This window comes from Microbacterium sp. ARD31 (assembly GCF_031844425.1).
In genome coordinates, this window is the sequence record NZ_JAUZVE010000001.1 from 730,010 (window position 1) to 752,559 (window position 22,550).

Annotated in this window: 26 protein-coding genes; 15 read left to right on the forward strand and 11 right to left on the reverse strand. The window is 71.6% G+C overall.

Features of this window, described 5'->3' with window-relative positions; all coding sequences use genetic code 11:
* Positions 1–53 precede the first annotated feature (53 nt).
* A complete protein-coding gene (locus tag Q9S36_RS03715; RefSeq protein WP_253033987.1) occupies positions 54–614 on the forward strand; it encodes a type 1 glutamine amidotransferase domain-containing protein in 561 nt (186 codons plus the stop codon).
* A 51-nt stretch (positions 615–665) separates the two neighbouring features.
* Here Q9S36_RS03715 and Q9S36_RS03720 read toward each other — a convergent pair whose 3' ends face one another.
* On the reverse strand, positions 666–1,217 hold the full coding sequence (locus Q9S36_RS03720; protein WP_253033988.1) for a copper resistance CopC family protein: 552 nt from the start codon (positions 1,215–1,217) through the stop codon (positions 666–668).
* 138 nt (positions 1,218–1,355) lie between these two features.
* Between Q9S36_RS03720 and Q9S36_RS03725 the strand changes: the two genes are divergently transcribed.
* Positions 1,356–1,526 (forward strand): hypothetical protein, encoded by a 171-nt coding sequence (locus tag Q9S36_RS03725; protein WP_253033989.1) that lies wholly within the window; start codon positions 1,356–1,358, stop codon positions 1,524–1,526.
* Between the two features lie 10 nt (positions 1,527–1,536).
* Here Q9S36_RS03725 and Q9S36_RS03730 read toward each other — a convergent pair whose 3' ends face one another.
* Positions 1,537–2,457 carry a helix-turn-helix domain-containing protein gene (locus tag Q9S36_RS03730; RefSeq protein WP_253033990.1) on the reverse strand — a complete coding sequence of 307 codons (921 nt, stop codon included), beginning with the start codon at positions 2,455–2,457 and terminating at the stop codon, positions 1,537–1,539.
* Positions 2,458–2,585: 128 nt separating this feature from the next.
* Between Q9S36_RS03730 and Q9S36_RS03735 the strand changes: the two genes are divergently transcribed.
* The 3 genes from Q9S36_RS03735 to Q9S36_RS03745 all read left to right on the forward strand — a co-directional run bounded on the left by Q9S36_RS03735 (position 2,586) and on the right by Q9S36_RS03745 (position 3,896).
* The gene (locus Q9S36_RS03735; RefSeq protein ID WP_253033991.1) at positions 2,586–2,924 is read left to right on the forward strand and encodes an ATP-dependent DNA ligase; all 339 of its coding nucleotides are present in this window, start codon (positions 2,586–2,588) and stop codon (positions 2,922–2,924) included.
* 105 nt (positions 2,925–3,029) lie between these two features.
* Positions 3,030–3,413: a hypothetical protein gene (locus tag Q9S36_RS03740; protein WP_311283980.1), complete on the forward strand. Its 384-nt coding sequence runs from the start codon at positions 3,030–3,032 to the stop codon at positions 3,411–3,413.
* A 165-nt stretch (positions 3,414–3,578) separates the two neighbouring features.
* Positions 3,579–3,896: a helix-turn-helix domain-containing protein gene (locus tag Q9S36_RS03745; RefSeq protein WP_311283981.1), complete on the forward strand. Its 318-nt coding sequence runs from the start codon at positions 3,579–3,581 to the stop codon at positions 3,894–3,896.
* On the opposite strand, the gene Q9S36_RS03750 is transcribed toward Q9S36_RS03745, so the two are convergent.
* Both Q9S36_RS03750 and ychF read right to left on the reverse strand, forming a co-directional pair.
* The gene (locus Q9S36_RS03750) at positions 3,897–4,670 is read right to left on the reverse strand and encodes an alpha/beta fold hydrolase (RefSeq protein WP_311283982.1); all 774 of its coding nucleotides are present in this window, start codon (positions 4,668–4,670) and stop codon (positions 3,897–3,899) included.
* A 12-nt stretch (positions 4,671–4,682) separates the two neighbouring features.
* Positions 4,683–5,756 (reverse strand): redox-regulated ATPase YchF, encoded by a 1,074-nt coding sequence (gene ychF / locus Q9S36_RS03755; RefSeq protein ID WP_311283984.1) that lies wholly within the window; start codon positions 5,754–5,756, stop codon positions 4,683–4,685.
* Between the two features lie 105 nt (positions 5,757–5,861).
* Between ychF and Q9S36_RS03760 the strand changes: the two genes are divergently transcribed.
* Both Q9S36_RS03760 and Q9S36_RS03765 read left to right on the forward strand, forming a co-directional pair.
* The gene (locus Q9S36_RS03760) at positions 5,862–6,452 is read left to right on the forward strand and encodes a 3'-5' exonuclease (protein ID WP_311283986.1); all 591 of its coding nucleotides are present in this window, start codon (positions 5,862–5,864) and stop codon (positions 6,450–6,452) included.
* Between the two features lie 57 nt (positions 6,453–6,509).
* Positions 6,510–7,772 carry a DNA recombination protein RmuC gene (locus tag Q9S36_RS03765; RefSeq protein WP_311283987.1) on the forward strand — a complete coding sequence of 421 codons (1,263 nt, stop codon included), beginning with the start codon at positions 6,510–6,512 and terminating at the stop codon, positions 7,770–7,772.
* A 4-nt stretch (positions 7,773–7,776) separates the two neighbouring features.
* Here Q9S36_RS03765 and Q9S36_RS03770 read toward each other — a convergent pair whose 3' ends face one another.
* The gene (locus Q9S36_RS03770) at positions 7,777–8,058 is read right to left on the reverse strand and encodes a hypothetical protein (protein WP_253033996.1); all 282 of its coding nucleotides are present in this window, start codon (positions 8,056–8,058) and stop codon (positions 7,777–7,779) included.
* Positions 8,059–8,191: 133 nt separating this feature from the next.
* Complete coding sequence (glpX, locus tag Q9S36_RS03775; protein WP_311283988.1) at positions 8,192–9,181, reverse strand: class II fructose-bisphosphatase; 990 nt, start codon at positions 9,179–9,181, stop codon at positions 8,192–8,194.
* 189 nt (positions 9,182–9,370) lie between these two features.
* Here glpX and fbaA point away from each other — a divergent pair, with 189 nt between their 5' ends.
* A complete protein-coding gene (gene fbaA / locus Q9S36_RS03780; RefSeq protein WP_217530338.1) occupies positions 9,371–10,402 on the forward strand; it encodes a class II fructose-bisphosphate aldolase in 1,032 nt (343 codons plus the stop codon).
* Between the two features lie 61 nt (positions 10,403–10,463).
* Here the strand turns inward: fbaA and Q9S36_RS03785 are convergent, their stop codons facing one another.
* The 3 genes from Q9S36_RS03785 to Q9S36_RS03795 form a co-directional block, all read right to left on the reverse strand.
* Complete coding sequence (locus Q9S36_RS03785; protein ID WP_311283989.1) at positions 10,464–12,203, reverse strand: peptidoglycan DD-metalloendopeptidase family protein; 1,740 nt, start codon at positions 12,201–12,203, stop codon at positions 10,464–10,466.
* A gap of 63 nt (positions 12,204–12,266) precedes the next feature.
* Positions 12,267–12,791 carry a DUF6264 family protein gene (locus Q9S36_RS03790; protein WP_311283990.1) on the reverse strand — a complete coding sequence of 175 codons (525 nt, stop codon included), beginning with the start codon at positions 12,789–12,791 and terminating at the stop codon, positions 12,267–12,269.
* Positions 12,788–13,822 carry a 4-hydroxy-3-methylbut-2-enyl diphosphate reductase gene (locus Q9S36_RS03795; protein WP_311284444.1) on the reverse strand — a complete coding sequence of 345 codons (1,035 nt, stop codon included), beginning with the start codon at positions 13,820–13,822 and terminating at the stop codon, positions 12,788–12,790. The genes Q9S36_RS03790 and Q9S36_RS03795 overlap by 4 nt, the downstream gene beginning before the upstream one ends.
* Before the next feature lie 85 nt (positions 13,823–13,907).
* On the opposite strand from Q9S36_RS03795, the gene xseA reads away from it, so the two are divergent.
* Genes xseA through Q9S36_RS03830 form a run of 7 tightly spaced genes read left to right on the forward strand, consistent with a single transcriptional unit; the run spans position 13,908 to position 19,779 of the window.
* Positions 13,908–15,203 (forward strand): exodeoxyribonuclease VII large subunit, encoded by a 1,296-nt coding sequence (gene xseA, locus Q9S36_RS03800; RefSeq protein WP_311283991.1) that lies wholly within the window; start codon positions 13,908–13,910, stop codon positions 15,201–15,203.
* Positions 15,204–15,213: 10 nt separating this feature from the next.
* Entirely contained in the window at positions 15,214–15,435 is a 222-nt protein-coding gene (locus Q9S36_RS03805) for an exodeoxyribonuclease VII small subunit (protein WP_064001765.1), read from the forward strand.
* Entirely contained in the window at positions 15,435–16,058 is a 624-nt protein-coding gene (locus tag Q9S36_RS03810) for a DUF4245 family protein (protein ID WP_311283992.1), read from the forward strand. Before Q9S36_RS03805 ends, Q9S36_RS03810 begins: the two co-directional genes overlap by 1 nt.
* Positions 16,059–16,090: 32 nt before the next feature.
* Positions 16,091–16,690 carry a carbonic anhydrase gene (locus Q9S36_RS03815; protein WP_217530567.1) on the forward strand — a complete coding sequence of 200 codons (600 nt, stop codon included), beginning with the start codon at positions 16,091–16,093 and terminating at the stop codon, positions 16,688–16,690.
* 47 nt (positions 16,691–16,737) lie between these two features.
* Positions 16,738–18,135 (forward strand): aspartate ammonia-lyase, encoded by a 1,398-nt coding sequence (locus Q9S36_RS03820; RefSeq protein WP_253033999.1) that lies wholly within the window; start codon positions 16,738–16,740, stop codon positions 18,133–18,135.
* A gap of 10 nt (positions 18,136–18,145) precedes the next feature.
* Positions 18,146–19,126, forward strand: coding sequence for a HAMP domain-containing sensor histidine kinase (locus Q9S36_RS03825; protein WP_311283993.1), 981 nt, complete (start codon positions 18,146–18,148; stop codon positions 19,124–19,126).
* Positions 19,123–19,779 (forward strand): response regulator transcription factor, encoded by a 657-nt coding sequence (locus Q9S36_RS03830; RefSeq protein WP_253034001.1) that lies wholly within the window; start codon positions 19,123–19,125, stop codon positions 19,777–19,779. The genes Q9S36_RS03825 and Q9S36_RS03830 overlap by 4 nt, the downstream gene beginning before the upstream one ends.
* A 60-nt stretch (positions 19,780–19,839) precedes the next feature.
* On the opposite strand, the gene Q9S36_RS03835 is transcribed toward Q9S36_RS03830, so the two are convergent.
* Both Q9S36_RS03835 and Q9S36_RS03840 read right to left on the reverse strand, forming a co-directional pair.
* The gene (locus Q9S36_RS03835) at positions 19,840–21,195 is read right to left on the reverse strand and encodes a PhoH family protein (protein ID WP_311283994.1); all 1,356 of its coding nucleotides are present in this window, start codon (positions 21,193–21,195) and stop codon (positions 19,840–19,842) included.
* Positions 21,196–21,373: 178 nt separating this feature from the next.
* Positions 21,374–22,522 (reverse strand): aminotransferase class V-fold PLP-dependent enzyme, encoded by a 1,149-nt coding sequence (locus Q9S36_RS03840; protein WP_311283995.1) that lies wholly within the window; start codon positions 22,520–22,522, stop codon positions 21,374–21,376.
* Positions 22,523–22,550 lie beyond the last annotated feature (28 nt).

Here is a 22,550-nt window from a genome sequence, read left to right on the forward strand (position 1 = left end):
GGCCGCGGTCAAGGGCCCGCCACCGGCGCGGGCCGCGGCGTAACGTGCGGGCCATGAGCAGCACCGACGGAACCCTCAGCGGAAAGCGTGTCGCGTTCGTCGCGACCGACGGATTCGAAGACAGCGAACTGACCTCGCCCTGGCAGGCGGTGACGGATGCCGGCGCCACCGCCGTGCTCGTCTCCCCCGACGCCGGGAGCATCACCGGTAAGAACGGGCACGAGCAGCGGGTCGATGTGACGACCGAGGAGGCGGAGGCCGCGGACTTCGACGCCCTCGTCCTCCCGGGCGGTGTCGTGAACGCGGACGACCTGCGCCTGGACGCGGCCGCCGTCCGCTTCGCGCGCGACTTCTTCGCGCAGCACAAGCCGGTCGGCGCGATCTGCCACGCCGCCTGGCTGCTCGTGGAGGCCGACGTCCTGGGCGGGCGAACCCTGACGAGCTACCCGAGCCTGCGCACCGACCTCGTCAACGCCGGGGCGACGTGGCAGGACGAGGAGGTGGTCGTCGACGCCGGCCTCGTGTCGAGCCGCACCCCCGACGACCTGCCGGCGTTCGACGCCAAGCTCGTCGAGGAGATCGCCGAAGGACGTCACGCGGCGCAGACCGTCTGACCCACCGGATGCCGCACCCCCGCAGGCGCGCGGGGTGCGGCATCCGTCGTCTCAGCTCTCGTCCGACCGGGTCCGGCGACGGGAGAGGACGATGCCGACGACGACGGCGATCACGGCGACCGCGATCACCGAGCCCACGACGACGGGAAGCAGCGCACCGTCGTCGCCCGGGAGGGCCTCACCGGCGACGTCGTCGGAGGTGATGGGGGCGCCGCCGCCGACCATGAACGGGATGGTCCCGCTGATGGGGTGCCCGTCGCTGGAGACGACACGCCACTCGACGACGTAGCCGGCGGCCGGCAGCTCCCCGTCGAGCGCCATCGTGAGGGTGTTGGTGTCGATGGTCGGATCGCCCTCCGCCCAGTCGCGCCCCGCCGCGTCGAAGACCGCGACCGTCGCCCCCTCGGTCATGATGGCGGCCGAGTACGTGAGGGTGATCTCCGCGGGCGCCTCGGCCAGATCGGCGCCGGCGGCCGGGGAGCTCCCGACGAGCTCGTCGTGCGCTGCGGCGGGGTTCGCGACGGTCAGGACCGCCGCCAGAGCGACGACGATGCCGGCGAGAGCGGCGCGCACGGAGGCGGGGAGGGACGAGAGGACGCGCATGCCTCGATTCTCCCGCGTCCGGCCCTGCGGGAGGTCTGTGCGACCGGCGCTAGCGACCGGCCCCGTCCGGCGCAAGGCGGGCACGACGCGACGGGCTGCGGGGTAGCGTTCACGGACGACACGACGAGAGGACCGGCGATGACCGACGACACCGCAGGAGTCGACAAGCCCGAGGACCGTGGCGCGCCGAGTGCCGAGTACGACGTCCGGGTGAGCGAGCACGACGGGGTGACGCGCATCGACATCGCCGACGACGCGGTCGCCCGCCCCGGGCCGGGACCGGGTCAACCCGAGGCCGACGAGGACTGACCCGCGCGCGTCAGAGCCCGAGGAGCTCGTGGGGCGTCGTCCCGTAGCTCCGCAGGTGGTGACGGGTGAGCCCCGTCTCGGTGAACCCCCAGCGTGAGGCGATCTCGGCGACGGTCACCGTCCCGTCGAGCGGGGCGCGCAGGATGTCGGCGTGCGCGGCATCCAGCCGGACCGCCGTCAGGTGCTCTGCGGGGGTGCGTCCCGGAACGGAGTGGGCGCGGAACGCGCGGTCCAGCGCCGCCGAGCCGACACCCGCCGCAGCGGCGGCGTCGTCGATCGTGATCGGCAGCGAGGCGTGGTCCTCGAGGAAGGCCACCGCCATCCGGTAGGCGGCCTGCTGCTGCGCGATCGTCTCGCGCCGGACGCGGGCATCCTCGACGGCGGCGAACGTTTCGAGGGTGGTGACCGCGAGCGAGCGGAAGACGGAGGCGCGCACGAGGTCGTTGCCGAGGAGGGCTTCGGTGTCGAACGCCAGCGCCGCCACGGAGCGCCACGCCCGGGAGAGAGCCGGAGTGGACGGGGCGGTACCGCCGAATCGCAGCGTCAGGGTGTCGTCGTTGTACACGGTCCGCGCAACGTCCGTCAGGACCTCGACGGGGAGCGCGACGACACGGACCCGGGCGTCCTGGAGCCGGCAGTCCAGTGTCCCCGGCTGGAACAGCACGGGAGCCTCGGCGGTGCCCCGGACGCCGTCGACCTCCCATTCGTAGCGGTCGTCGCTCCGCACGACGATGACGGCCTCGAGCTCGCACGACGCGCTGTAGCTGCCCTTCACGTGCAGCCGTCGGAGACCGAACTGCTCGTCGCCGGTGCTCGATTCCTCGAAGACGAGGTCGTCGGCGTCGAGCTGGACGTTGCCGTAGCTGCGCCGGATGTACGACTCGGTCTCGCCGAGATCCGCGGAACGGAAGTGCTCCTCGAGCACGGTCATGGGGTCTCCTCACACCGGTGCCCGCGTCTCATCCTATGATCCCCCCGCGGTCTCCGGGCCGGCGGGGTCGACCTGCGCAAAACGGATATCCGTGCGCATAATGGCTACACCGCCGCAGAAGGAGCACCGTGGGAAAGTTCATCTACAACGAACGCATCCGTGTCGATTTCGAGGACCGGGTGCTCGCCCACCTGCAGGTGGTCATCACGACCAAACTGCGCCGAGGCGAGTCGTTCACGTTCATGTGGCGCAACGACCAGAGCCTCGGCGACGGCCGACAGGTCGTCTGGCTCCACCCGGGCGCCGACCTGACCTTCCAGTACTTCGGAAGCCGGCAGCCGAGCCTCAACCCCGCCTGGCTCGACGCGCTCAGCTACGTCGCGAACTCCCCCTCCGGCCTCTACCTCGTGCCCGAGCCGCAGGGAAGCGCCGCGGCCGGGGTAGGGTCATCGGAGCGGATCGGGTGATCCGGCGCCGGGTCGGCAGGAGAATGCGGCATGGGCGTTAAGGTCGATCCGAAGGTCCGCGACCAGACCATCGTCGCGAGCGACGCCGCATGAGTGCAGAGCGCCGTGGCGCAGCTGAGTACCCGGATCGCCGTCCGCGACATCGGCTCCCCCCTCGCCCTCCGGCAGCGGATCGTCGGTGACGACCGCCTCCTGCTGACCTCGTTCGGCATCGACACCCACCTGCACGTCGAGTCCGCCATCACCGGCGCGGTCGCGATCGCCCGGCGCCGGGAGGGCGACCTCCGCACCGTCACCAACGGCGAGGAGGTCGACGCGGGCCGGCCGTTCCTGCTGCGGCCCGGGCGAGCCGAGTCGTGGTCGCGCAAGGTGACGGCCGACATCCTCAGCGTGGATCTACCCGCCCTCGGCGCCTTCACCGGTCACGACGAGTCCGCACTGCACTTCGGTGCGACCCACGCCCTCTCCCCCGAACTGCAACGGCACTGAGACCTCACGATCGACCACGTCACCCGTGTCTTCGACGATCCCGAGCTGCTGCACAACCCCCTCATCCGTCAGGCCGCCGTCGATGCGGTCTTCGCCGCGACGCAGCACGCGTTCGACATCCGATCGGTCGCGGACCGGCCCGACACCCGCGCCGGAACGGATGCCGTGGGCCGGGCGACCGCGTTCATCGACGCGCACCTGGCCGACCCCCTCAGCGTCGGCGACATCGCGCGGGCCGCGCGCCTCAGCGTGCGAGGGCTGCAGAACGCCTTCGCGCGCGTGCTCGACACCACACCGGCCGCGTACGTGCGGAGCGCACGTCTCGCCGCCGTCCGGGCGGAACTGGTCGCCGCGGAACCGCCGCAGACGACGGTCGCCGACGTCGCCCGGCGCTGGGGCTTCGCCCACCTGCCGCGCTTCGCGCAGCACTACCGCGCGGAGTTCGGCGAGCAGCCCAGCGAGACGCTGCGGCGCTCCCGCTGATCAGTCCCAGCCGAGGTAATCCTCGATCTGGAAGGCCGTCTCCCCCGGGTGGGTCATGGGGAAGAGATGGCCGGCACCGGGCAGCCGCACGACGCTCGTGCGGTCGGCCGCGGTCGCCTGCAGATCGTCGCCGTTCGCCGGCGGTGTGATCGCGTCGTCGGCGCCCTGGATGATGAGGATCGGAAGGGATGCCGCGAGGGTCGCCCAGTCCGCGACCGGGGTGGAGGCGAGGGCTCCGCTCTGCAGGTCCTCGACCTCGAGGTCGCGCGAGCGGCCGAACACGTCCCAGGCCAGCGCGGTGTCGATACCGGGGCCGACGAGGGTGCGGACGGCATCCGCGTCGGGGGCCTCGACGGGCGTGGCGAACGCGGTCTGGAGGGCGCGGGCGGCGTCGTCCTCGAGCGGACGCGTCGACTCGACACCGAGAAGCAGGACTCCGCTGACCCGGCCGGGGTGGTCGAGGGCGACCGTCCGCGCGACCGCGCCGCCGAACGCGTGCCCGCCGATCCACGCCGCGGCGATCCCGAGGTGGTCGAGGACGTCGATGACGTCCTGCGCCAGGTCGTGCATCGACACCGCAGCGGGGCCGGGGCGCCGCGAACCGATGCGGACGATCCGGAACCCCTCCTCCTCGAGGATGCTCGCGAGCCCGCCGAGGTAAGCCACGTCGAGGCCCTGAGCGGGGATGAGGACGAGGGCGGGACCCTCCCCCTCATCGATGAACGGGATGGCACGAGCCTCGGCGTCGAACACCTGGCGCTGGATCTGTGACATGGGAGAGGTCCTTCAGTTGTTGAAGCGGAACTCGACGACGTCGCCGTCCTGCATGACGTAGTCCTTGCCCTCGAGGCGCGCCTTGCCCTTCGCCCGCGCCTCCTGGACCGAGCCCGTCGCGACGAGATCCTCGAACGAGATGACTTCGGCCTTGATGAAGCCCTTCTCGAAGTCGGTGTGGATGACGCCGGCGGCCTGCGGCGCCTTCCATCCCTTGCCGATCGTCCAGGCGCGGGCCTCCTTGGGGCCGGCCGTCAGGTAGGTCTGCAGACCGAGGGTGTCGAAGCCGACACGCGCGAGCTGGTCCAGGCCCGACTCGTCCTGCCCCGTCGAGGCGAGCAGTTCCGCGGCATCCTCCGGGTCGAGCTCTGCGAGCTCGGACTCGATCTTCGCGTCGAGGAAGACGGCCTGGGCGGGCGCGACCAGCGCGGCGAGTTCCGCCTTGCGGGCGACATCCGTCAACACGGCCTCGTCGACGTTGAAGACGAAGATGAACGGCTTGGCGCTGAGCAGGCCGAGTTCGCGGATGGGTGAGAGATCGATCCCGGATGCCGAGAGGAGCTCGCCGCGCTGCAGCGCCTCCTGCGCGGCCTTCGCCGTCTCGAGGACCGAGGGGTCGAGCTTCTTGCCGCGCACCTCCTTCTCGTAGCGCACGATCGCCTTCTCGAGGGTCTCGAGGTCGGCGAGCTGGAGCTCGGCGTTGATCGTCTCCATGTCGTTCTTCGGGTTCACGGCCCCGTCGACGTGGACGACGTCGTCGTCGGCGAACCCGCGGACGACCTGGGCGATCGCGTCGGCCTCGCGGATGTTGGCGAGGAACTTGTTGCCGAGGCCCTCGCCCTCGCTCGCACCGCGCACGATGCCGGCGATGTCGACGAACGACACCGTCGCGGGCAGGATGCGCTCGGACGAGAAGATCTCCGCGAGGGTGTCGAGCCGGGGGTCCGGCAGGTTCACCACGCCGACGTTCGGCTCGATCGTCGCGAACGGGTAGTTCGCCGCGAGCACGTCGTTCTTGGTGAGGGCGTTGAAGAGGGTGGACTTGCCGACGTTGGGCAGTCCGACGATTCCGATGGTGAGAGCCACGGGCATCCACTCTACGCGGCGGGCGCGCGGCGCCGCGCCCGCCGGTCCCGGTTCCCGGCGGCGCGCCTCCGCCGGGGCGGGCCTCCCGGCGGCGAAGGTGAGGGCATGCCCTTGGACTTCACCGCGATCGACTTCGAGACGGCGAATCCCTCCAACGCCTCGGCGTGCGCCGTGGGAGTGGCCCGGGTCCGGGGCGGTCGCGTTGTCGCCTCGGAGGGCTGGCTGATCCGCCCCCCGGCCGGCCACGACCGCTTCTTCGAGGTCAACGTCGGCATCCACGGGATCCGCGAGTCCGATGTCGTGACGGCCCCCACCTGGACGGAGCAGCTGCCGCGCCTGCTCGATTTCGTCGGCGACGATATCCTCGTCGCCCACAACGCCGGCTTCGACATGCGGGTCCTCCGCACCGCATGCGAGGTCACCGGTCAGGTCGCACCGGAGGCCCGCTACCTCTGCAGCCTGCACGTCGCGCGCAAGACGTACGACCTCCCGTCGTACCGGCTCCCGTTCGTCGCGGCGGCCGCCGGCCACCTCGACTTCGCCCACCACGACGCCACCGCCGACGCGCTCGCGTGCGCGCAGATCGTCGTCGACGCGGCGGCTCGCGCCGGGGCCGGCGACCTCGTCGAGCTCGCGATGCTCCTGGGCGTCCGCATCCCGCAGATCCCCTCCGCCGTGCCCGCCACCGCCGCCTGAGACCCCTCGCCCGCGCGGCGCCGACGGATGTCGGAGGCCTGGGGCACCATGACGGACATGGATGCCGCCTTCTCCGTCGTACTCGCCGTGCTCTGCCTCCTCGCCGGCGCCGTCGCCGCGGGCGCGGTCGTCTCGGCCCGTGAGGCCGGACGGCGCGGCGCCCTCCACGCGCAGGCCTCGGCGGCAGAGGCGGCCCGCGACGCCCTGCAGGTCCAGCTCGACCAGCAGCGTTCGCTCCACCGCGACGTGACGGCCCGCATCCACGCCGAGCAGGCCGCGCGCGACGAGCGGGAACGCCGCGAGCAGACGGTGCTGCGCGCACTCGCCCCCGTGCAGGAGACCCTCGCCGCGATGCAGCAGAAGGTCGATCACCTCGAGCGCGACCGGCAGGAGCAGTTCGGGTCGCTGGCCGAGCAGCTGCGCCGCGCCCAGGAGTCCGACGAGGCGCTGCGGGCCACGACCGAGTCGCTCGCCGGAGCCCTGCGCTCCAACGGCGCGCGCGGTGTGTGGGGCGAGACGCACCTGCGCCGCATCGTCGAGTCCGCGGGTCTCACGCGTTACGTCGACTTCGACACGCAGACCTCGATCTCCACGGATGCCGGGGGCGGCCGCCCCGACATGATCGTCCGGCTCCCCGGCGACAAGGCGTTGGCGGTCGACGCCAAGGCGCCGTTCGACGCCTATCTCGAGGCCAGCGCCATCCCCGTGACCGCCGTCGGCGAGGAGGCCGCGCGGCGCAGCAGGCTGCTCGCCCGACACGTCGCCGCCGTGCGCGGCCACATCGACGCCCTGGCCAAGAAGAAGTACTGGGCCGGGATGCCGTCGAGCCCCGAATTCGTCGTCTGCTTCATCCCGAGCGAGTCGCTGCTCGCCGCCGCCCTGGAGGAGGACCCGGCCCTCCTCGAGTACGCGTTCGGTCGGCGGGTCGCCCTCGCCTCCCCCGTGAACCTGTGGGCGGTCCTCAAGACCGTCGCCTACACGTGGACGCAGCAGGACGTGTCCACCGAGGCGCGCCGGCTGTTCGATCTCGGCAACGAGCTGTACCACCGGCTCGGCTCGCTCGCCGGTCACGCCGACGACCTCCGGCGCGCGATCGAGCGCACCGTCGACAGCTACAACCGGTTCGCCGGGTCCCTCGAGACCCGCGTCCTGGTGAGCGCCCGACGGTTCCCGGGGATCGACGACACGCAGCTCGAGGAGCTGCCGTCGCCGACCACGATCGAGTCGACGACCCGCCGACTCACGGCTCCCGAACTGCTCGAGGATCGAGAGCAGGCGGCCGATCTCGGCGAGCTGCGCGGACGCCTCGCGAGCGACTGAGCGCTCAGGAGGGGAAGAAGGTCATGAGACCTACGACGCCGATGGACACGGCGAGGAACGCGCCGATGAGCCACCACGCGTTCACTTCGTGCCCGGGAGGCATGCGACGGCGCAGGAGGACGTCGGGACGGCGCGCCGGGTCGTCGGCCACGGCGATCGGTGCTGTCACGGGACGCACACCACCGGTCGCCTGACCCACGATCGGGATCTGGCCCGTCGGGGTGACGGGGAGGTGACCCGTGAGCGAGAGCTGGCCCGTGCGCGGGTCACTGGATGCGGTCGACATGTGAACTCCTGGGGGCGGTGGCGAGTGCCGGGGACAGCTGACACCATCGACCATTGTGCCAGAGGGGTCGTGCCGGATCCTGGGTTGACGCTCAGCGCGCGTGTCCGCTACGAGGTCTCGGCGACCGACCGGATCACAGCCACTTCGAGGTGAGGTGCTCCGAAGAGATCCGCCGAAGCGTGCCCGAGGCCCCCCGCAGGACCACGCTCTCGGTGTAGACGAAGTCGCCCACCCGACGCACCCCCGCGACCAGTTCGCCGTTGGTGACGCCAGTCGCGACGAAGAGGGTGTTGTTCCCTCGGACGAGGTCGTCCGCTTCGTACACGTGGTCGTCGAGCCGGAGTCCCACGTCGATGCCCCGCTGCTTCTCGTCGTCGTCACGAGCCCACAGCCGTCCTTGGATGTGACCCCCGAGCGCCTTGATCGCGCAGGCCGTCACGATGCCTTCCGGGCTGCCGCCGATGCCGACGCACATGTCGGTGCGGGCGTTGTGACGTGCCGCGTTGATGCCGCCGGCGACGTCGCCGTCGCTCATCAGTCGCGTGCCGGCGCCGGCCTCGCGGATCTCCTCGATGAGCTTCGCGTGGCGCGGCCGGTTCAGGACCGAGACGACGAGTTCGTCGACGGGCTTGTCGAGCGCCTTAGCGAGGCGGCGGATGTTCTCGGCGATCGGCAGACGGATGTCGACCACCCCGACGCCGGCGGGGCCGGTCACGATCTTGTCCATGTAGAAGACCGTCGAGGCGTCGAGCATCGCTCCGCGATCGGCCACGGCGATGACCGACAGGGCGTTGTTGCGCCCCTCCGCGGTGAGCGTCGTGCCGTCGATGGGGTCGACGGCGATGTCGCACTGCGGTCCGCGCCCGGTGCCGACACGCTCGCCGTTGAAGAGCATGGGGGCGTTGTCCTTCTCGCCCTCGCCGATGACGATGACGCCGTCGAAGTTCACCGTCGTGAGGAAGGCGCGCATGGCGTCGACGGCCGCGCCGTCCGCGAGCTCCTTCTTGCCGCGCCCGATGAACGGGACGGAGCGGATCGCGGCAGCCTCCGTCGCGCGGACCAGCTCCAGCGCGAGGTTGCGGTCGGGATGCAGCGGACTCATGTCGGCAGTCAGGCTCACCATGGGCTCAGCCTAGGCCCGGCCTCCCTCGTGCCCCGCGGATTCCGTAGTGACGGACACGAAGGAATGCCGAATCTTTCCATCGGTGAAGAGACCGGCCCCGCGCGATACGCAGGCTGACCCCGAACCGGAGCGGATGCCGACCCTTCGATAGAGTTGGCCTGAATCCACACCCCGTCCCGAGGAGCTCACATGCCCGTCGCCACCCCTGACCAGTACGCCGACATGCTGGATCGCGCGAAGGCAGGCGGATTCGCCTACCCCGCGATCAACGTCTCGAGCTCGCAGACCATCAACGCGGTCCTCCAGGGCCTGACCGAGGCCGGCTCCGACGGTATCCTCCAGGTCACCACCGGCGGTGCCGACTACTTCGCCGGCCACACGGTCAAGGGCCGCGCCACCGGCGCCCTGGCCTTCGCCAAGTACGTCACCGAGGTCGCGAAGAACTACCCGATCACCGTCGCCCTCCACACCGACCACTGCCCGAAGGACGCCCTCCCCGGCTTCGTCCTCCCCCTCATCGAGGCCTCCGAGGCCGAGGTCAAGGCCGGACGCAACCCGATCTTCCAGTCGCACATGTGGGACGGATCGGCCGTGCCGCTGGACGAGAACATCCAGATCGCGCAGGACCTGCTCCCGCGCATGAAGAACATCAACGCCATCCTCGAGATCGAGGTCGGCGTCGTCGGCGGCGAGGAGGACGGTGTCGCGCACGAGGGCTCGAACGACGCCCTGTACACGACCGTCGCCGACGTGACGAAGGCCGTCGAGGCGCTCGGCCTCGGCGAGAACGGCCGCTACATCTCGGCGCTGACCTTCGGCAACGTCCACGGCGTGTACAAGCCGGGCGGCGTGAAGCTCCGCCCCGAGCTCCTGGGCGAGATCCAGGAGGGCATCGCCGCGCACTTCGGCACCGGCCCGAAGCCGCTCGACCTCGTCTTCCACGGCGGCAGCGGCTCGTCCGACGAGGAGATCGCCCTCGCGGTGAGCAACGGCGTCGTGAAGATGAACATCGACACCGACACCCAGTACGCCTTCACGCGCTCGGTCGCCGGTTACATGCTGTCGAACTACGAGGGCGTCCTGAAGCTCGACGGCGAGGTCGGCAACAAGAAGCTGTACGACCCGCGCGCCTGGGGCAAGGTCGCCGAGTCCGCGATGGCCGAGCGTGTCGTCGCCGCGACGCAGCAGCTCGGCTCGGCCGGCAAGTCGCTCGGCGTCTGAGCAGAGCGGCCCCCACGACGAAACCCCGGTCCGCACGGACCGGGGTTTCGTGTCGCCGGGCTCAGTACCGGGCGGTGCCCAGGACGTCACGCGGGTACAGGGCGTAGCGCACCCCGTCGACGGTGAAGGCGGTGTGCAGGTGGGGGCCGGTCGAACACCCCGTGGAACCGACGGACCCGATCCGCTGTCCGGCGGCGACGGTCTGACCCGTCTTCACCGAGAAGGCGCTGAGGTGGGCGTACACCTGCTCGAGCCGCATCCCGTCGACCGTCGAGGTCACGACGACCTCTTTCTGCTTCGTGGTGTTGGACGCCCAGGAGGGGCAGCCGGTCCGGATCCACACCTCGCGGACCGAGACGGTCCCGCCCCGCATCGCGTAGACGGGCGTCCCGGTGGGCGCGGCGATGTCGTCGCCGCTGTGGCCCGAGTAGGTCGTGAAGGTACCCGAGGGGCGCAGCGGGTACGCCCACCCGTAGCGGCCGGGCACCGACGGCCCGGCGGCCGTCGCGTCGGGCTGGGCGGACATCGCCGCGCTCGTCCAAACGTCGTCGCCGTCGCCGTCGACGAGCCGGAGCACCCCGTCGTTGCCGAGGATCGCGGCCCTCGCCTCGAGCCCGGCGGTCTGGGAGGACCACACCGAGACGCCGCGCTCGTCGAGCAGGAGCAGCTCCCCGTCGCCCGAGAAGAGGAGGCGGGCGTCGAAGGTGCCGGTCGTCCGCGCACTCCTCACGAGGGCGTAGTCACGCGTGAGCGCCACGTTGCCGTCGCCGCGCAGCCCGAACGTGTAGCGACCGTCGGGTGAGGTGAGCAGCACGCCCGGACGGAGGGTCGTCCCGGGGGTCATCACGGACCCGAGCGAGAGGGCCACGGCTTTGCCCGCCGAGGTCGTCGTGACGCTCCGATGATTCTTCTTGACGGCGGTCACCGAGACGCTGACCGAGCGGCCGGCGGCCCACGTCGGGACCTCCCAGCTCGTCCCGGTGGCGCCCTCGATCGCTCCGCCGTCGACCCGCCACTGCACCCGAAGCTGGTCGGGCGCCGGTCGCCACGAACCCGGACTCACGGTCAGCGTCCTGCCCGCTGCGGCCGTCCCGGTGATGGTCGGCTTCGGTGTCGACGTGAAGGGGGCGAGCACGCCGATCCCGGCGGACGTGCGAACGGCCGGGGTGTAGCCCGTCTTCGTGCCGGTGACGCGCACCGCGACGGTGGTACCGGCATCCGCTCCGATCAGGCGATACGTGCGCGCCGTCGCTCCCGCGATCGGGGCGCCGCCGCGGAGCCACTGATACGCGAGTGCGGTCCCCGCGGGAGCCCAGGTGCCGGGGGCCGCCGTCAGCGTGGCGCCGACGGTGCCCGCGCCCGAGATCGTGACGGCGGACGGCGGCGTCAGAAGGCGCGCCACGACCACCCCCGCGCTCGTGCGCACGAGGGACGTGTACCCGGTCTTGGCAACGGTCACGCGGACCGACAGCGTCGCGCCGGCATCGGCGGCCGCGGGGGTGTACGTCGCCCCCGTGGCGCCGGGAAGCACGGCTCCCCCGCGCATCCACTGGTACGCGACGGTGACGGGAGCGGGGCCGAACCCGACGACGGTCGCCGTGAGCTTCGCCCCGACGGCGGGGGTTCCGGTGACGGCCACCGTGCCCGCGGTCAGCGCCGCGGCGGTCGGCGAGGGGGTCGCGGCGGCGGGGGTCGCTGCGGGAGTGGATGCCGCCGTGGCGGGCCCGCCGGCCAGAAGCAGACCGATCGTCGCGGCCAGAGCGACGGCGGTGGAGGCGATCCTCCGGGGTGTGCCGGTCACGATTCCCCTCCCGAGATGACGCACGCGAGGGAACACCCGCAGCAGCCGTAAAACTACCAGGTGCTAGGAACCGAGCGCGAGGCCCCGCACGAGGCCCGGGTCGCCGAAGATCGGGATCACGAGGCAGACGCTCACGATCACGAACGTGACGATGGCGCCGACGAGCGGGATCCACCAGCTCGCGCGGCCCTTCGCGAGCGACCACCACGACAACCCCGCGGTGAGAACCCAGCCCACCGCGAAGACGGTCGCGCCGACCCCGCCCCACAGCGCGCCCTGGGCCGTGTTGGTGAACTCACCGTTGACGCCGGCGACCTCCATCCAAGTCTTCGCGAACGACGTGAAGTCCACGAGTTGCGGGATCGCACCGATGACGGTCACGAGGCCGTAGGCCAGGAGCGCCACGGTGATGATGCGGTCCGCCATCCGCGTCGGACGGGCCGCCACGGTCGTCGCCGGGGCGGTGGGCGGATGCGGCGGGTCGACGGGTGCCGCCGGTTCCGGCTCCGGCTGCCGGATCGCGGCGCGCTGCTGCTCGGGCGTCGCGTACTCCCCGTACTGCGGTCGCGGTCGGGGGTCGTCGCTCACGGGCGGGTCCGCCCCCCGAGGGCACGGTCGTCGGTGCGGCCGGAGCGGTCCTGACGGAGTTCCTTCGGCAGCGAGAACATGAGGTCCTCCTCCGCCGTCTTCACCTCGGCGACATCCCGGTACCCCGCGCCGGCGAGGTCCTCGAGGACCTCGGTCACGAGCACCTCCGGGACCGAGGCGCCCGAGGTGACACCGACGGTCTCGACGCCGTCGAGCCACTCCTGCTTGATCTCGTGGGCGTAGTCGACGCGATACGCCGCCTTCGCGCCGTACTCGAGGGCGACCTCGACGAGCCGGACGCTGTTGGACGAGTTGGCCGAGCCCACGACGATGACGAGGTCGGCATCCTTCGCGACCTTCTTGATCGCGACCTGACGGTTCTGCGTCGCGTAGCAGATGTCGTCGGAGGGCGGGTCCTGGAGGTTGGGGAACCGCTCGCGGAGGCGGCGGACCGTGTCCATCGTCTCGTCGACCGACAGCGTCGTCTGCGAGAGCCACACGACTCTGTCGGGGTCCTTCACCTCGACGGTGTCGGCCTCCTCGGGCGAGTTCACGACGGTGACGTGGTCGGGCGCCTCACCGGCGGTCCCCTCGACCTCTTCGTGACCGTCGTGCCCGATGAGGAGGATCTCGAAGTCGTCGCGTGCGAACCGCACGGCCTCGCGGTGCACCTTGGTGACGAGCGGGCAGGTCGCATCGATGGCCTGCAGTCCACGGTCGGCGGCGGCGTTCACGACCGCGGGCGAGACGCCGTGCGCGCTGAAGACGACGTGCGCGCCCTCGGGCACTTCGTCGACCTCGTCGACGAAGATCGCGCCCATCGACTCGAGTTCGGTCACGACGTGGATGTTGTGGACGATCTGCTTGCGCACGTAGACGGGCGCGCCGTAGCGCTCGAGCGCCTTCTCCACCGCGATGACGGCGCGGTCCACGCCCGCGCAGTAGCCGCGCGGAGCGGCGAGGAGGACGCGCTTGGAGCCCTGGACGGGGAGGTCGACGAGCCGCCCGCGGGCTCCCGCGATTCGGGGCATCGGCAGCGAAACGGCAGGTGAGGTCACCCCTCGATTGTACGAAGCCCCGGCTGGGTGGGGGACGTGTGCAGCAAGATGGGTGTCCGTGACGACTTTCCAGACCGAGCCGGGCGCCGTCCCGCCGCCGGACGCCGTGCACCCGCGGGACTCCTCCCCCGACACGCCGACCTCGGTCTCCCGACTGAACGAGACCATCCGCGACTTCGTCCAGAAGTGGGGGTCGGTCTGGGTCGAGGGCGAGATCACGGCCTGGAACCTGCGGGGTGGTCACGTCTTCGGACGCCTGAAGGATGCCGCCGGCGACGGCATGCTCTCGTTCCGGATGTGGTCCTCGACGCTGCAGCGCACCCCCGACGACCTGAAGATCGGCGACCGCGTGATCGCCTGCGTCAAGGCGGACTACTTCACGAAGACCGGAGATTTCACCTTCACGGTCTCGTCGATGCGCCACACGGGCCTCGGCGACCAGCTCGAGCGGCTCGAACGCCTCCGCGCCACGCTCCGGGCCGAGGGACTGTTCGATCCCGCACGCAAGAAGCCCCTCCCCTTCCTCCCCCACGTGATCGGACTGATCACGGGCGAGCGCAGCGACGCCGAGAAGGACGTGCACCGCAACGCCGAGCTGCGCTGGCCGCACGTCGTCTTCCGCACCGTGTACGCCGCCGTCCAGGGCGACCGCTGCGTCCCCGAGACCCTCGCCGCCCTCCGCACCCTCGACGCCGATCCCGAGGTCGACGTCATCATCATCGCCCGCGGCGGCGGCGACCCGCAGTCGCTGCTGGGGTTCAGCGATGAGCGCCTGGTCCGCGCGGTGGCCGCAGCATCCACCCCCGTCGTCTCGGCGATCGGACATGAGAACGACCATCCGCTCCTCGACGAGGTCGCCGACCTGCGTGCGTCGACCCCGACCGACGCGGCCAAGCGCGTCGTGCCCGACGTGTCCGAGCAGCGCGCGCTCGTCCAGCAGCTCCGCAGCCGCGCCCGCACGCGGCTGACCCAGCGCGTCTCGCACGACATCGCGGCGCTCGCTCAGCTGCGCTCGCGTCCCGTGCTGCGCGACCCGGAGTCGATGCTCACCGGTCGAGCCCAAGAGGTCGTGGCGCTGTCGTCGCGCGGGCGCGACGTCATGCGACGGCGATGGGATGCCGCGGCCCGCACGACGGCGGAGCTGCGGGCGTCGCTGCGCGCCCTCTCTCCGGGCGCGACCCTCGACCGCGGGTACGCCATCGCGCACCTGCCGGGCGGCGCCATCGTCCGCGACGCCGCGCAGGCCCCCGCCGGCACGGACGTCGTCGTCACCGTCGGTCGCGGCTCCTTCGCGGCGCGCTCGTCCGGCGAGGTGTCGGAGACCGGGGCGGAAGGCCCGTCGCCCGCGATCTAGGATGGAGGCCATGACGACCGACGCCGGGGATGTGTCGACCCTCTCCTTCGAGCAGGCCCGCGACGAACTCGTGCAGGTGGTCGCACAGCTGGAGCAGGGCTCCCCCACCCTCGAGGAGTCGCTCGCCCTCTGGACCCGCGGCGAGGCCCTCGCCGCCCGCTGCGAGGAATGGCTGCTCGGCGCGAAGCGACGCCTCGACGAGGCGCGTCCCGACGGCGGAACGGCGCCCTGATGGCCCGGCCCCGCATCGTCGCCGAGCTCGGCCGGCCCGAGACGCCGGAGGAGACCGCCGCGCGCAAAGCCGCGGCCTCCGAGCGCTACCGCTCGAGCAAGACCTTCCGCAACCTCATCGCCGCGCTCATCGTGTGCGTCGGCATCATGGCCGTCGTCTACCTCGGGGTCCCCCGCGGCACCCCCGCCGACATCCCCGAGGCCGACGTCCCCGCCGCCGCCGCAGAAGCGGAGCGGACCGCCGGGCACGGTGTGATCGTCCCCACCGCGCCCGACGAGTGGCGCGTGAACTCCGCGAAAGTGGAGGGCGGCGAATGGCGCGTCGTCTACGCGCCGTCGACCGGCTACGTCGAGGTGACGCAGGCCTTCGCCCCGCCGGAGGGCTGGGTCTCGCGGGAGCTGGGCGGCTACGCCCCGACCGGGACGACCACGATCGACGGCATCGAGTGGGACGTCTACGACCTCCCCAGCGCCGTCGACACCATCGACTACGCCCTCGCCACCACGGCGGGCACCGACACCGTCGTCATCGGCCTGGCCGCCTCCACGGACCGCGGCGCCGCCGAGACCGTCGCCGCGAGCCTGGGCGACCAGATCCGCACCCTGAGAGAGGAGCTCCGTTGAGCACGACGACCCCCGCAGACGTCTGGACGGCCATGCTGGAGGGCAACCGGAGATTCGTCGCCGGTGAGCCGCGGCATCCCCGGCAGGACGCCGAACGCCGTCACGAACTCGCACACGCGCAGCGTCCGACCGCTGCCCTGTTCGGCTGCTCCGACTCGCGACTGGCCGCCGAGATCATCTTCGACGAGGGCCTCGGCGACCTGTTCGTCATCCGCAACGCCGGCCAGGTCGTCTCCGACTCGGTCGTCGGCAGCCTCGAGTACGCCGTCGCCGTGCTGAACGTCCCGCTCATCGTCGTCCTCGGCCACGACGAGTGCGGCGCCGTGCGCGCGGCCATCGACTCGACCGCGGTGGATGCGCCCGCCCTGCCCGCGAACATCTGGCGACAGGTGGCCCCCATCGTCCCGGCCGTCCGACGCGTGCTCACCGCCCACGAGGGCGCCACGGCGCAGACGGTGGATGCCGAAGAGGTCGGCCGCGAGCACCTCCGCGACACCGTCGCCGGCATCCTGCGCTCGTCCGAGCTCATCAGCGAGGCCGTCGCGGAGGGTCGCGTCGCGATCGTCGGCGCCAACTACCGCCTCGCCGACGGCACGGCGATCCCCGACGTCGTCGTGGGCGACGTCGCCTGAGCTCAACACCCCGCACGACAGTCACTGAAACGAGGACGTGAACGACCATGACTGAGCCGACCGAGTACCGCATCGAGCGCGACACGATGGGCGAGGTGCGTGTTCCGAAGGACGCGCTCTACGCCGCGCAGACCCAGCGCGCGGTGGAGAACTTCCCGATCTCGGGCTCCGGCCTCGAGTCGACGCAGATCGCGGCCCTGGCACGCATCAAGAAGGCGGCCGCGCTCGCCAACAAGGAGCTCGGCACCCTCGACGGCGCCATCGCCGACGCGATCGCCTGGGCGGCGGACGAGGTCGTCACCGGCGCGTACGACGAGCACTTCCCGGTGGACACGTACCAGACCGGCTCGGGCACCTCCTCGAACATGAACATGAACGAGGTGCTCGCCACCCTCGCGACCCGCAAGCTCGGCGCTCCCGTCCACCCCAACGACCACGTCAACGCCTCGCAGTCGTCGAACGACGTGTTCCCCACGTCGGTCCACATCGCCGTCACGCAGGCCCTGATCGACGACCTCATCCCCGCCCTCGACCACCTCGCCGTGGCGCTCGAGGAGAAGGCCGAGGCGTGGAAGAGCGTCGTCAAGAGCGGCCGCACCCACCTGATGGACGCCACCCCGGTCACGCTCGGCCAGGAGTTCGGCGGGTACGCGCGTCAGATGCGTCTCGGCATCGAGCGCGTGCAGTCGGTCCTCCCCCGCGTCGGCGAGGTCCCGCTCGGCGGCACCGCCGTCGGCACCGGCATCAACACGCCCCTCGGGTTCCCGCAGAAGGTCATCGCGCTGCTCGCGGCCGAGACCGAACTGCCGATCACCGAGGCGAAGGACCACTTCGAGGCGCAGGCCAACCGCGACGGGCTCGTCGAGGCCTCGGGTGCCCTGCGCACCATCGCCGTCTCGCTGACGAAGATCAACAACGACATCCGCTGGATGGGATCGGGGCCGAACACCGGTCTCGGCGAGCTCCACATCCCCGACCTCCAGCCGGGCTCGTCGATCATGCCGGGCAAGGTCAACCCGGTCGTCCCGGAGGCGACCCTCATGGTCGCCGCCCGCGTCATCGGCAACGATGCGACGGTCGCCTGGGCCGGGGCATCCGGGTCCTTCGAACTGAACGTCGCGATCCCCGTCATGGGCACGGCCCTGCTCGAGTCGATCCGACTGCTCTCCAACGCGATGCGGGTCCTCGCCGACAAGACCGTGTCGGGTCTCGTGGCGAACGAGGAGCGCGCAGCGGCCTACGCCGGCATGTCGCCGTCGATCGTGACCCCGCTCAACAAGCTCATCGGCTACGAGGCTGCCGCGAAGATCGCGAAGCACTCGGTCGCCAAGGGGATCACGGTGCGCGACGCGGTGATCGAGCTCGGGTACGTCGAGCGGGGCGAGCTCACCGAGCAGCAGCTCGACGAGAAGCTCGACCTCCTCTCGATGACCCACCCTGGTTGATAATCGGAGCGTGAACAGCGCCGCCGCACCACCGCGACGGGGCACGCCGGGACTCGGGATCCTTCTCGCGGTCGCCGCGGCGGGCCTCGTCGGCGTGGGTGCGGCGGCGTTCGTGGTCGTCCTGCTCACCGCCCCGCAGGCAGCCGGCTGGACCGCGCTCGTGTGGGGCGCGACCGCCGTCCCCGCCCTTGCGGGCGTCGGCGTCGTGGGCTGGGCCGTGCTCGAACGGCGGGGCGCGGCATCCCTCCCCTCGGGTGACACGGTCGAGGGGGCGTTCGAGAACCAGCGACGCCTGCTCGACGACGTGCGTCACGAGCTGAAGACGCCCATCACGATCGTGCGCGGTCACCTCGAGATGATGGATGCCGCCGACCCCGACGACGTCGAGGCGATCCGCTCCCTCGGGATGGCGGAGCTGGATCGCATGACACGCCTCATCGGCGACATCGACGTGCTGGCCGCGGTCGAGGGCGGGCAGTTGTCGACGGGGGACGTCGACCTGGCCGCCCTCACGCAGCGGGTCTTCGAGATGGTCGGGGTCATCGGCGATCACGCGTGGCGCGTCGAGCAGTGCGCGGACGGGGTCATCCGCGCCGACGGCGACCGCCTGCTGCAGGCGTGGCTGCAGCTGGCCGACAACGCGACCAAGTACTCCCCCGCCGGCACCGCGATCGAGATCGGCAGCGCCGTTCACGCCGGCGGCGCGCAGCTCTGGGTGCGCGATCACGGCCCCGGCATCCCCCCGGCCGTCCGTCACCGCATCTTCCGCCGCTTCGACCGCGGCACCGGCAAGCGCCACGTCGGCGGTTCCGGACTGGGACTCGCGATCGTCGATGCGATCGCGAAGGCGCACGGCGGGCACTGCGCCGTGGCGGACACCCCCGGCGGCGGTGCTACGTTCACCCTGGAGATCCCGACCGGCACCCGGGGCGCCCTGCCGTCCCCGATCCGCGCCGGCGACGTCCTCCTGCAGCGAGAGGCCACTGAATGACCCGCATCCTGATCGTCGACGACGAACCGCACATCGTCTCGCTCGTCTCGCGCGCCGTGCACGCCGAGGGCTACGAGGCCGTGGGAGCCGACGACGGCCCCGAAGCCCTCGAGATCGCGCTGGCGGGCGAGGTCGACCTCATCGTCCTCGACGTCGGACTGCCGACGATGGACGGGTTCGACGTCCTCCGCGAGCTGCGCGGCTCGGGCGACACGACACCGGTGATCATGCTGACGGCCCGCAGCGGCACGAGCGACACGATCGAGGGGTTGGATGCCGGGGCCAGCGACTACGTCCCCAAGCCGTTCGCGGTCGCCGAGCTCATGGCGCGCGTCCGCTCGCGCCTGCGCGACAGCGCCGCGAGCGCGCCGACCACCCTGACGCGCGGCGGCGTGATGCTCGACATCCTCGGCCGGCGGGCCACCGTCGACGGACGGGACGTCGAGCTGTCGTCCCGCGAGTTCGCCCTCGCCGAGCAGTTCCTGCGCAACCCCGGCGACGTTCTCACGCGCGAGGTGCTGCTGAGCCGTGTCTGGGGTCTCGACTTCGACCCGGGTTCGAACGTCGTCGACGTCTACGTGCGCTACCTCCGTGCGAAGCTCGGCGCCGACCACATCGTGACGGTCCGGGGCGAGGGCTACCGCTGGGAGTGAGCGACGGACACGGCGACGCCCCCGGCCGATCTGTCGGGGGCGTCGCCGGTACGGACGGGGTCAGCTCAGCTCGCCGGCCTCCAACAGGTCGGTGACGAGTGCGGCGATCGCCGAGCGCTCCGACCGCACGAGGGTCACGTGGCCGAACAGGTCGTGGCCCTTGAGGGTCTCGATGACCGACGCGATGCCGTCGTGACGGCCGACCCGCAGGTTGTCGCGCTGCCCCACGTCGTGGGTGAGGACAACGCGCGAGTTCTGGCCGATGCGGCTGAGGACCGTCAGCAGGACGTTGCGCTCGAGCGACTGGGCCTCGTCGACGATGACGAACGCATCGTGGAGCGACCGACCGCGGATGTGCGTGAGCGGCATGACCTCGAGCATCCCCCGCGCCACCACCTCTTCGAGGACGTTGCCGGTGACGACGGACCCGAGGGTGTCGAACACCGCCTGCCCCCACGGGTTCATCTTCTCCTGCTGGTCGCCGGGCAGGTAACCGAGCTCCTGACCGCCCACCGCGAACAGCGGCCGGAAGACGATGATCTTCTTCTGCTGCTGCTTCTCGAGCACCGATTCCAGTCCCGCGCACAGCGCGAGGGCCGACTTGCCGGTACCCGCTCGGCCGCCCAGCGAGACGATGCCGACCTCCGGGTCGAGCAGGAGGTCGATCGCGATGCGCTGCTCGGCGGAACGCCCGTGCAAGCCGAAGACGTCGCGATCCCCCCGAACGAGGCGGTAGGAGCCGTCGCCGGTGACCCGGCCGAGGGCGGAGCCGCGCTCGGAGTGGATGACGAGACCGGTGTTGACGGGGAGCCCGCGAACGTCCTCGCTGACACCCACCTCGCTGTCGTAGAGGTCGCTGACCTCGTCGCCCGACAGGTCGATCGAGGCGATACCGGTCCATCCCGAGTCGACGGCCTGTTCGGCCAGGTACTCCTCGGCGTGCAGACCGAGCGAGGCGGCCTTCACCCGCATCGGGAGGTCCTTCGAGACGACCGTGACCGCCTGACCCTCCTGGCTCAGGTGCATCGCGACGGAGAGGATGCGGGTGTCGTTGTCGCCCAGCCGCATCCCCGCGGGGAGGACGGTGGGGTCGGTGTTCGTGAGCTCCACGCGGAGCGTCCCGCCGGCGCCGACCGGCACGGGGAAGTCGAGTCGGCCGTGTTCGACCCGCAACTCGTCGAGGTGGCGGAGAGCCTGGCGGGCGAAGTAGCCGATCTCGGGATCGTGACGCTTGCGCTCGAGCTCCGTGACGACGACGACCGGCAGCACGACGGAATGCTCGGCGAAGCGGAACAGCGCGCGCGGATCGCTCAGCAGGACGGAGGTGTCCAGCACGTACGTGCGAAGATCCTGGTCCTGGGCCGGGTCCGCGGTCCCGTCCTGGTGCTGCTGCTTCTCAGGTGCTCGTGTGGCCACAACCCACTCCCGCCCCGGGTGGAACCCACCCGGCAGTCACGAGTCGACCTGGGGTCACGAGTCGTGAGAGGCCGACTCGAACAGGCGCTTTGCCCGTTGGGATGAACGTAGGCGCCCCGAGCGACACGGCGGCGCCGCGACACGCCGCCGGATGTGTCGGATGCGTGAACTCTCCGTGTCAGCCGAGCAGCGGCAGCACGGCGGCGGGCGGGGAGACGATCGGACCCGACTGGGAGGCGGCGAGAGCGCCCTCGAGGAGGTCGAAGGCGGCGTCGGAGGTGCCGGCATGCGGGGAGACCCGGATGAGCCCGTCCCGCACGGTCGCGATGACACCCGCGTTGGCAAGTTCGGCGGCGATGACCCCCGCGCGCCCCGGCTCGGGGGCCAACGCCACGATCCCGGCGTGCCGGTCGCGATCGGTGAGGACCGGGATGCCGTGCGCGTCCGCGATCGCCATGACCCGTCGCGCGTTCTCGGCGACGAGCCCCGCGACGGCCGGGATGCCGGCATCCGTCATCTCGCGCAGGGCGGCGCTCAGGCGACCCGCCGCCTGCGGGTCCGGACGCGAGACGGCGTAGGCGGCGGCGCCCGCCCTGGGCGGACCCACCTCGAGGTCGCCGAGTTCCGCGTCGGTGCCGGCGACACCCGCGAGCACCGGGGCGATGCGTTCCCGGGCGCGGGCCGAGAACCGCGCGAAGCCCGTCCCGCGACCCGCGCGGACCCACTTGTACCCGTGCCCGGCGACGACGTCGGCCGCCGCCCAGTCGACGTCGACGACGCCGAACCCCTGGATCGCGTCGACGATGAGCAGTCGGTCGCCCACGACCTCCCTCAGAGCGGGCAGGTCGGTGAGGTACCCGGTCCGGTAGTCGACGAGGCTGACGGCCACCGCCGTGACCTCGTCGGTGAGCGCGTCGCGCACGGCGTCGGGGGTCACGCTCGCGATCGCGGGATCGAGCTCGCGGACCGTGAGGGCGCCCCGGATGTCGGCGGCGCGGCGGGCCGCGACGGGGATCGACGGGTACTCGTTCGGCGAGAGGACGACCGTCCCCGACAGGCCGAACAGCGCGTGGAACAGGGCGTCCGTCGTGGACGGCACGAGGGTGACCTCATCGACGTCCGCCGCGAGCACCTCGGCCACGAGCGCGCGGGCCTCGTCGACATGGCCGGCGATGAGGTCGATGCCGGAGGGACGGCCGGTGGCCGAGGCTTCCTCGTCCGCACGCGCTTCCTGCCGGACCGCGGTCGACAGGGGCCCGAAGGAGGCCCAGTTGAGGTAGCCGGGTTCGACGTCGAAACCGGCCAGGTAGGACTCGAGATCGCTCACCGACCGATTTTCCCACGGATGCCGGGGG

Bases quoted from the DNA above. Each gene is read 5' to 3' on its own strand.
- Q9S36_RS03715 (WP_253033987.1), top strand. From the start codon at position 54: ATGAGCAGCACCGACGGAACCCTCAGCGGAAAGCGTGTCGCGTTCGTC.
- Q9S36_RS03720 (WP_253033988.1), bottom strand. From the start codon at position 1,217: ATGCGCGTCCTCTCGTCCCTCCCCGCCTCCGTGCGCGCCGCTCTCGCC.
- Q9S36_RS03725 (WP_253033989.1), top strand. From the start codon at position 1,356: ATGACCGACGACACCGCAGGAGTCGACAAGCCCGAGGACCGTGGCGCG.
- Q9S36_RS03730 (WP_253033990.1), bottom strand. From the start codon at position 2,457: ATGACCGTGCTCGAGGAGCACTTCCGTTCCGCGGATCTCGGCGAGACC.
- Q9S36_RS03750 (WP_311283982.1), bottom strand. From the start codon at position 4,670: ATGTCACAGATCCAGCGCCAGGTGTTCGACGCCGAGGCTCGTGCCATC.
- Q9S36_RS03760 (WP_311283986.1), top strand. From the start codon at position 5,862: ATGCCCTTGGACTTCACCGCGATCGACTTCGAGACGGCGAATCCCTCC.
- Q9S36_RS03765 (WP_311283987.1), top strand. From the start codon at position 6,510: ATGGATGCCGCCTTCTCCGTCGTACTCGCCGTGCTCTGCCTCCTCGCC.
- Q9S36_RS03770 (WP_253033996.1), bottom strand. From the start codon at position 8,058: ATGTCGACCGCATCCAGTGACCCGCGCACGGGCCAGCTCTCGCTCACG.
- glpX (WP_311283988.1), bottom strand. From the start codon at position 9,181: ATGGTGAGCCTGACTGCCGACATGAGTCCGCTGCATCCCGACCGCAAC.
- fbaA (WP_217530338.1), top strand. From the start codon at position 9,371: ATGCCCGTCGCCACCCCTGACCAGTACGCCGACATGCTGGATCGCGCG.
- Q9S36_RS03795 (WP_311284444.1), bottom strand. From the start codon at position 13,822: ATGCCCCGAATCGCGGGAGCCCGCGGGCGGCTCGTCGACCTCCCCGTC.
- Q9S36_RS03805 (WP_064001765.1), top strand. From the start codon at position 15,214: ATGACGACCGACGCCGGGGATGTGTCGACCCTCTCCTTCGAGCAGGCC.
- Q9S36_RS03810 (WP_311283992.1), top strand. From the start codon at position 15,435: ATGGCCCGGCCCCGCATCGTCGCCGAGCTCGGCCGGCCCGAGACGCCG.
- Q9S36_RS03815 (WP_217530567.1), top strand. From the start codon at position 16,091: ATGCTGGAGGGCAACCGGAGATTCGTCGCCGGTGAGCCGCGGCATCCC.
- Q9S36_RS03820 (WP_253033999.1), top strand. From the start codon at position 16,738: ATGACTGAGCCGACCGAGTACCGCATCGAGCGCGACACGATGGGCGAG.
- Q9S36_RS03830 (WP_253034001.1), top strand. From the start codon at position 19,123: ATGACCCGCATCCTGATCGTCGACGACGAACCGCACATCGTCTCGCTC.